This window comes from Actinophytocola sp., from assembly GCF_045807065.1.
Taxonomy (GTDB): Bacteria; Actinomycetota; Actinomycetes; order Mycobacteriales; family Pseudonocardiaceae; genus Actinophytocola.
Window position 1 is genome coordinate 1 of record NZ_JBJMIE010000807.1, and the last position, 7,825, is coordinate 7,825.

Here is a 7,825-nt window from a genome sequence, read left to right on the forward strand (position 1 = left end):
GAGAAGCGCGGCCCCCACCAGCCGGCCCTGGGCGGTGGCGAGACCCGACTGCGTCTCCTCCGCGAAGCGCTCGGCGGCCGCGTCCCGCTCGGCCGCCGGGATCCCGGCGAGGTCGAGGACGCGGAGCGGCTCGTAGCCGGTCGGCACGTCGAGGTCGGTCCGCCATCCGTCCTGTGTGGACAGCCGCAGCCGGAGTGCGTCGTGGTGGGCCACGAGTGCGGTGAGCGCGGCCGACAGGGTCTCCGCGCGAACGGGCCGGGTGCACTCGAGCAGGACCGACTGGTTGTAGTGGTCCAGCCCGCCGTGGTGGTCGGTGAACCAGCGCAGGATCGGGGTCAGCGGCACCGGGCCGGTGACCGTGCCCTGCTCGGCCCGCACGGGTGCCGCCGCGTCCCTGGCGGCGGCGGTGGCGAGCGCGGCGACGGTGCGGTGCTCGAACAGCTGCCGGACCGTCACGGGTACGCCCCGGGCGCGGGCCTGCGCGGCGATGTGGATGGCGAGGATGGAGTCGCCGCCCAGGTGGAAGAAGTCGTCGTGGACGCCGACCCCGTCGACGCCGAGCACGCGTGCCCACACCTGCGCGAGGTGCCGCTCGGTGTCCGTGCGCGGGGCGGTCGCACCGGTGTGCGCGAGCGGTGCCGGGTCGGGCAGGTCCTTGCGGTTGACCTTGCCGGCCTGGGTGAGCGGCATGCGGTCCAGCACCACCCAGGTGGCCGGCACCATGTAGTCCGGCAGTGTGGCGGCGACGAACTCGCGCAGGTCACCGGTGTCCAGCGCGTGCCCGGTGTGCGCGACGACGTAGGCGACCAGCCTGCGGTGGCCGGTGGTGTCCGCTCGTGTGTCCGCTCGCGCGTCCACTCGCGCGTCCACGATGGCCTCGCTGACCGCCGGGTGCATGAGCAGCCGCGCCTCGATCTCACCCAGCTCGACGCGATAGCCGCGGATCTTGACCTGGTGGTCGGCGCGGCCGAGGAAGTCCAGGTTGCCGTCCGCGCGGAACCGGGCCAGGTCGCCGGTGCGGTACATCCTGGCACCCGGCGGACCGAACGGGTCGGGCACGAACTTCTCGGCCGTCAACCCCGGCCGGCGCCAGTACCCGCGCGCGACCCCGAAGCCGCCGATGCACAGCTCGCCGACCGCGCCGACCGGCAGCGGGCGCAACGCCTCGTCGAGCACGTACATGCGGGTGTTGGCGATGGGCCTGCCGATGGACACCGGCACCGACGGGTCGAAGTCCGCGCCGATCTCGTAGACCGAGCAGCCCACGACCGTCTCGGTCGGGCCGTACTCGTCGATGATCCGCGCGTCCGGCGCGATCCGCCGCCACGCCACCACCGTCTCCGGCCGCACCTCATCCGCCCCCACCACGAACGTCCGGACCGAGTCGACGGTGGCACCGGCGGGAATCGTCGCGCGCAGGACGTCCAGGTGGCCCGGCGTGAGCTTCAGCAGCGAGAAGTCGCCGGGCCGGGTCAACCGATCGGCCAACGCGGTGAGACCGCGGTCCGCGGGCAGCAGGGTGACGTCCTTGCCACCGATCAGCGGCAGGAAGAAGTTCGGCACCGACAGGTCGAACGCGATCGACCCCAGCATCGGGGCACCCGAGGCGCCCGCGAGGCCGTAGCCGTCGATCGCCCACCACAGGTAGTTGACCAACCCGTGGTGGGAGATCATCACCCCCTTCGGCCGCCCCGTCGACCCCGACGTGTACATCACGTAGACGAGATTGTCCGGGCCGTGCACCGGCACCGGGTTCGTCTCCGGGCAGCCGGCGACCTCGGCGTCGGCGAGCAGTTCCGCCGTCACCACCAGCTCGGCGCCCGTGTCGGCCAGCATGTACTCCCGCCGCTCCACCGGGTGCTCGGGATCCAGCGGCAGATACGCGCCGCCGGACTTCACCACCCCCAGCAACGCCACCAGAACATCCACACCGGACCCGACACACACCCCCACCACCGACTCGCACCCGACACCCCGGCCCCGCAGATAATGGGCCACCCGGTTCGCCCGCGCGTTCAACTCCGCATAGCTGACCACCGAACCGTCCACGGCCACCACCGCCACCGCACCCGGTGCCCGCACCACCGCCGCCTCGAACAACTCCCCCAACGTCACCCGCGGCACATCCATCACCGTGTCGTTCCACCCACGCACCACCAACTCCCGCTCGGCGCCGGGCAGGACGTCCAGCTCGGACAGCGGGCTGTGCGGGTCGGCCACGGCGCGAGCCAGCACGGCGGCGACGCGTTCGGCGTACCGCCCGGCCGTGCCGTCGTCGAGGACGTCCGTGGCGTACTCGACGGCCAGCTCGAGGTGGTCGCCGTGGTCGGTGCAGAACAGGGCGAGGTCGACCTTGCCGAGGTCGTGGTGCAGCTCGGCGTCCGCCACGTCGAGGTCGGCGAACCGCCACCGCTCCTCATCGGCCTCGACGAACTGGAAGAGCACCTGGAACAGCGGGTTGCGCCCGGACTCGCGGGCCGGCGCGACCGCGGCGACGACGTCGTCGAACGCGACGTCCTGGTGGCCGACCGCACCGAGCACGGCACGCCGGGTCCGGTCGAGCAACACCGCGAACGTCGGGTCCCCGGTCAGGTCCGCGGGGATCGCCACGGTGTTGGCGAACAGCCCGGGCACCTGCTCGACCTCCGCGGTGCCGCGGCCCGCCGTCAGCGATCCCACGGCGAAGCCGTCCTGGCCCGCGCACCGGCGCAGCACGGTGGAGAACGCGGCCAGCACCGCCACGAACAGGGTGACGCCGTGGGTACGGGCGAGCGCGCGAACCCCGGCCGTGAGATCCGGTGGCAGCGCACGGACCACGGTGCCGGTGCGGTAGGACGGGCGGGGCGGGTGGGGCCGGTCGGTGGGCAGCCGCAGCACCGGCTCGACCCCGGCCAGCGCCTCCCGCCAGTAGGCGAGCTGCCCGGCACGCACCTCGCCGGTGACCCGGCCGGCCTGCCAGCGGGCGTAGTCCCGGTACTGGATCTCCGGCCGGGCCAGCCGCGGCGCCCGCCCGGCGACCCCGGCGGAGTACAGCTCGCCCAGCTCCCTGCCGAGGATCCCGCACGACCAGCCGTCGGTCACCAGGTGGTGCATGTTCAGCACCAGCAGGTGTTCCTCTTCATCCACTGTGTACAGCCGGGCGCGGAACAGCGGCCCCGCGGCGAGGTCGAACGGGGTGCGCAGCTCGGCCACCGCCAGCTCGACCGCACGCTGCCGAGTGCCGGTGTCGACCACCGCGAAGTCCGCGGCCCGCCGGTCCTCGGTGCGCTGCACCGGCTCCGGGTCGCCGGTGAAGACCGTACGCAGGATCTCGTGCCGCGCCACCAGTTCGTCCACACCGGACCGCAGCACCGCGACGTCCAGCCGGCCGCCCAGCCACAGGGCGCGGTGCACGCCGTAGAGCGCGTTGTCGTCCAGGAACCGGTCCACCACCCACAACCCGTGCTGCACCGGGGAGAGCGGCACGGGCTCGTTCGGCGGAGCGGGCGGGATGCGGTCCGGCATCGCCTCGGTCCTGCCGGCGAGCCGCCGGCGCAGCAGTGCCCGCTGCGCGTCGGTCAGCGGCGGCTGTGGGGAAAGCGTGGTCATCGGCGCCTCGTGGTCGCTGGTTCGGTGCGGGACGGGTCAGGACTGGGCTGATGACCGTTCGGCCATCCGCCTGCGCAGGCTGAGCGGGCGCATGTCCACCCACACCCGCTCCACGTGGTCGAGGCACTCGTCCCTGGTGCCCGCGGTGCCGTCGGCTCGCCAGCCGGCCGGGATCTCCTTGCCCTCCGGCCAGATCGAGTACTGCTCCTCCTCGTTGACGACCACCACGAAGCGGTCCGGTCCGGTGCCGTTGTCCGACATGTCACATCCCTCGGTTTCCGTCCACGGCCGCCTCTTCGAGCAGCCGGCGCGCCTGTTCATCGGTCAGTGCCGCGATCTCCGCGTGCACGATCTCCTCGACCGCCGCGGCCGTCCCGGCCACGGTGGGGTGCTCGAAGATCAGCGGCAGCGGCAGGTCGGCCGCGAACACCTGCCGCATGCGTGCGATCGCCCTGGTGGCGAGCAGCGAATGGCCGCCGATACCGAAGAAGTCGTCGTCGACGCCGACCTTCTCCCGGCCCAGCACGGACGCCCAGATCCCGGCGACCACCTCCTCGGTGTCCGTCCGGGGCGCCACGTACTCGCCACCCATGTCGACGAGCTCCGGCGCCGGCAGCCCGCGCCGGTCCAGCTTTCCGCTGGGCAGCCGGGGAAGCGTGTCGAGCACCGTGACCGAGCCGGGCACCGCGTAGCCGGGCAGCAAACCGCGGACGTGGTCGAGCAGCTCGGCCGGCGTGGCGCGGCCGGCGACGTAGGCCGCGAGCCGCTTGTCGCCCGGCGCGGCGCTCCAGGCGAGCACGGCGGCGTCGGTCACCGCCGGGTGCGTGCGCAGCGCGTGCGCCACCTCGCCCAGCTCGACCCGGACCCCCCGGATCTTCACCTGGTCATCGCCGCGGCGCAGGAACGACAGCGAGCCGTCCCGCTCCATGCGCCCCCAGTCGCCGGTGCGGTACAGCCGCTCGCCGGGCAGGTCCGGGTGCGGCACGAACACCTCCGCGGTGCGCCGCGGATCGCCCAGGTAGCCGCGGGCCAGGCCGATCCCGCCGATGCACAGCTCCCCGGCGACTCCGACCGGCAGCTCCTCGGACCAGCCGTCGAGTACCCGCACCTCGTTGTTGTCGATGGGCCGGCCAACGGAGACCGCGCCCGTGCCGGCCGTGTCCGCCGGTCCGCAGACCCGGCAGGTCGAGTCGATCGACACCTCGGTGGCGCCCCAGGTGTTGTCCAGCACGACCGCCGCGCCGAAGGCCGCGCGGAACCGTGCCACCAGCTCGGGGCGCAGCGCCTCGCCGCTGGACAGCACGCTGCGCAGTGCCGGCATCCGCGTGACGTCCTCGGCGGTCACCGTGTCCAGGAACAGCTCCAGCACGCTGGGCACGAACTGCACGTGGACCGCGCGGTGGGCGATGACGGCGTCCGCGATCGCGCGGGGGTCGCGGTGCAGGCCGGCGCCGAGCACCGCCACCCGTCCGCCGGTCAGCAGCGGCCAGAAGATCTCGACGGCGGCGTCGTCGAACGTGAGGGTCGTCTTGTGCAGCACCGTGTCCCCCGGTGCCAGCCGGTGGTGCCGTTGCATCCAGCACATGCGGTTGACCCAGCCCGCGTGCGTGCAGGCCACGCCCTTCGGGCGGCCCGTGGACCCGGACGTGTAGTAGACGGCCGCGAGGTGGTCGGGGTCGACGGCCGGGAGGACCGCCGGCCTGTCCACCGTGGACGTCCGGTCCGGCACGGTCAGCGGCCGGCTGCCGGCGCTCTCGACGAGGCCGGCGAGCGCCGGCTCCACCAGGCACACCCGCGCGCCGGAGTCCGCCAGCAGCCGCTCGACTCGCGCCGGCGGGGTGTCGGGCTCGATCGGCACGTACGCGCTGCCCGCCTTGAGGACCCCCAGGAGCGCCGCGACCATCGCCATCGAGCGGTCGAGCAGCACCGCGACCACGACGTCCGGGCCGGCGCCCAGCGCGGCCAGGCGGCCCGCGATCGCGTCCGACCACGTGTCCAGCTCGGCGTAGGTCACCGTGTCGGCACCCGCCAGCACGGCGACCGCGTCGGGTGTGCGGGCGGCCTGCTCGCCGAACAGCTCGTGCAGGCAGCGCCGCGGGAACTCGCTCTCGGGACGAGCGGTGAGCGCCGCCATGCCGGCACGCTCGGCCGCGTCCATCATGGACAGCCGGTCGATGTGGGTGGTGGGGTCGGCCACGATGCCGGCGAGCAGGACGCCGAAGTGGCGGACCAGCGCGTCGACGGTCTCCGGCCGGTACAGGCGGGTGTCGTAGACGAGGTCGCCGGCCAGGCCGTCCGGCGTGGACACGAACGCGAGGTCGAGGTCGTAGCGGACCGGGAGCGCGGGCGGGGCCAGCGGCCGCACCTCGAGCCCGCCCAGCTCCGCCGCCCGCTGACGCGCGCTGTCGAGCCTGATCACGATCTGGAAGAACGGTGTCGTCCCCGGGTTCCGGTCCGGTGCCAGCTCGCCGACCAGCCGGTCGAACGGCACGTCCTGGTGCGCGTAGGCGTCCAGCGTGCGGTCCCTGGTGCGGGTCAGCAGGTCCACGAAGGACGGCCGGCCGGACAGGTCGCCGCGCAGCACCAGCATGTTGATGAAGAAGCCGATCAGCGGCTCGGACTCGGTCAGCTCGCGGTCGGCGGCGGTGGTGCCCACGGTGATGTCGTCTACGCCGGAGTACCGGTGCAGCAGCACCTGCCACGCGGTGAGCAGTGTCATGAACAGGGTCGCACCGTGCTCGGCCCCGATCCGCTCCAGTCCGGCGGCGACGTCGGCCGGGACGGTGAAGGCGTGGCTCGCGGCGCGGCCGGTGACGGTCGAGCGGCCCGCCGGGCGCGGCAGGTCCGGGTACAGCTCGAACGACTCGGCACCGGCCAGCTCGGTACGCCAGAAGTCCAGCTTCGCGGCGAACTCGGCGTCCGCCTGCCGCGCCTCCTGGTGGGCGGCGACGTCGGCGTACTGCACCACGAGGGGTGGGAGCGGGCTGGGCCGGCCGGCGGCGAACGCGTCGTAGAGCGTGGCCAGCTCGTCGTGCAGCAGGCCGAGCGACCAGCCGTCGAAGGCCATGTGGTGCACGGTCAGGCACAGCACGTGGTCGGCGGGGCCGACCCGGAACACCGTCGCACGCACGGGAAGTCCCGCGGCGAGGTCGAGCGGCCGGGTGGTCTCGGCGGTCAGCGCGTCCGCCAGCGCCGGCTCGGCCACGTCGAACACGCCGACCGCGAACGCCGCGGCCGGGCGGACGACGCCGACCGGCTCGTCGGCCACCACCGCTACGCCGGTGCGCAGGACCTCGTGCCGGGCGACGATCTCGGCCAGTGCCGCGGCGAGCACGTCGACGTCGAGCGGGCCGGTGACGCGCAGCAGCATCGGCACCAGGAACTGGGCGCCGTCCCCGAACTGGTCGAGCAGCCACAGCCGTTTCTGCGCCGAGGACAGCGGCAGCGTCGGACCGCGGCGGATCACCGGGAGCCGCGGCGGTGCCTGCTCGGTCGCGTGCGCCATCATCCGGTCGGCGAGCACGGTGGCGAACTCCGCGATCGTCGGGTGGCGCAGCACGTCCCGCATCAGCCCGCGAACCGGCAGCCCGGGCACCAGCTCGCCGAGCCGGGCGACGATCCGCGCGGCCACGAGCGAGTGACCACCCAGCTCGAAGAAGTCCTCGTCGACGTCGACGGCGTCCAGTTCCAGCGCCTCGCACCAGATCCGGGCGATGATCCGCTCCACCTCGGTCCGGGGTGCCGCCCCGGCGCCGCCGCGCGCCGGCGCGGGTGCGGTGAGGGGGGCCACTGCCCCGGTCGCCACGGCGGACCACCCGGTGAACTCGGTGAGCGGGGTGTCGGGGTTGGCCGTCGCCCACCGGAGCACGCACTCGAAGTCGGTGACGAACCGCTCGACCGTGGCGGCGTCGAACAGGTCGGTCTTGTAGTACCAGGCCATGTCGAAACCACCGGGCGCGGCCGTGAGGATCACCGCGATGTCGACCGCGGTCGACGGCGAGCCGCCGGCCTCCTCCACCACGGTCAGCCCGGTGAGGTCGAGCCGGCCCTCCGGTGCGTTGGTGACGCTGAAGTTGACCTGTACCAGGGGTTCCCGGCCTGGTTGGCGTGGCGGGCGCAACGCGGCGACGACGCGTTCCAGGGAGAAGCAGCTGTGCTGGTAGGCGTCCAGCGCGGTCTCGCGGACCTGTGCGAGCAGCTCGCGGATGGTCGGCGCGGCGGCCAGCCGGATCCGGCA

Annotated in this window: 3 protein-coding genes; all 3 read right to left on the bottom strand. The window is 73.7% G+C overall.

All coding sequences use genetic code 11. From position 1 onward, the window contains the following. The coding region (locus ACJ73U_RS46630; protein ID WP_407784240.1) for an amino acid adenylation domain-containing protein at positions 1–3,588 on the bottom strand (3,588 nt) is incomplete at its 3' end. 36 nt (positions 3,589–3,624) lie between these two features. Continuing rightward, the gene (locus ACJ73U_RS46635) at positions 3,625–3,849 is read right to left on the bottom strand and encodes an MbtH family protein (protein ID WP_407784241.1); all 225 of its coding nucleotides are present in this window, start codon (positions 3,847–3,849) and stop codon (positions 3,625–3,627) included. 1 nt (position 3,850) lies between these two features. Then, positions 3,851–7,825, bottom strand: a 3,975-nt coding sequence (locus ACJ73U_RS46640) for an amino acid adenylation domain-containing protein (RefSeq protein ID WP_407784242.1), incomplete at its 5' end; no start/stop codon positions are given.